Genomic DNA, 742 nt, shown 5'->3' with positions numbered 1-742 from the left:
ATCGACTCGGCCTTTGACAACCTATTGGTGCCCCAGCCGTCCTGGTCACCAAGCACTACGCAACAACTTCGCAAGCTCGTTGCTGCTCCGTACTTGTCTCCCAATGACTGGACGCCGCGTTCGGAGACCTACTTTGTTTTCCCTCTGGCGCAAGGCACGCCGGGAAAACAGTGCGGCCTCGCGGCTACTGGGGACTACCAGCCTTCGCTTCGCTCTCCATGGCTGGCAGCGCCGGCACCTAATCGTTAATGTATGGCAGGTTGATGAGTGTCTGTATATTCCTTTGGTAGCACCAGTTTAATTGGCTTTGGGCGCTTATAGATTTTGTTGTCTGGCCATTCGATGACGCTGAATGTCGAGTGACAAGACACGCAAGTATCAATCATCTTTGACATGGCGTATAAAGTTGCTTTTCGATCCTTGGTTTCAGCAGCTTTCATCACTTCAATCGTATCAATGGCGTGGAATCGGACTCCCATCGCTGCAAATACAGGATTTCCTCTGCGTGACAGCCCTTTTCCTTTTTTCTTGTTGAAACTCATTTGTTCCGCGATTTCTTGCACCGACCTGAAATCATCGTTTGCTATGGCATTGACCATTTTCCCCAGACTTTCCAAGTTTAAACGCATGACGCCCAGCAAGTCTTCCCTGTCCATATAGGGTATTTCCAACAATATGCGATTATTGGTTTCAGAACTTAGTCCTGTATCTTTATCAGGTGCGGCATAAACATTGGGAAACA

Annotated in this window: 2 protein-coding genes; one reads left to right on the top strand and one right to left on the bottom strand. The window is 48.7% G+C overall.

The genetic code is table 11. The features are described 5' to 3' along the window. The coding region (locus tag ACOCD2_RS23710) for a hypothetical protein (RefSeq protein WP_419626264.1) at window positions 1-249 on the top strand (249 nt) is incomplete at its 5' end. Here the strand turns inward: ACOCD2_RS23710 and ACOCD2_RS23705 are convergent. Beyond that, window positions 246-742, bottom strand: a 497-nt coding sequence (locus ACOCD2_RS23705; RefSeq protein WP_293653726.1) for a hypothetical protein, incomplete at its 5' end; no start/stop codon positions are given. The two genes, ACOCD2_RS23710 and ACOCD2_RS23705, sit on opposite strands and share 4 nt — an antisense overlap.

Origin of the sequence: Thiolapillus sp., from assembly GCF_048562965.1 — a bacterium.
GTDB lineage: Bacteria > Pseudomonadota > Gammaproteobacteria > Chromatiales > Chromatiaceae > Thiolapillus > Thiolapillus brandeum_A.
Note: the sequence above shows the minus strand (reverse complement) of the source record. Positions and strands in the feature narration are given on the sequence as shown.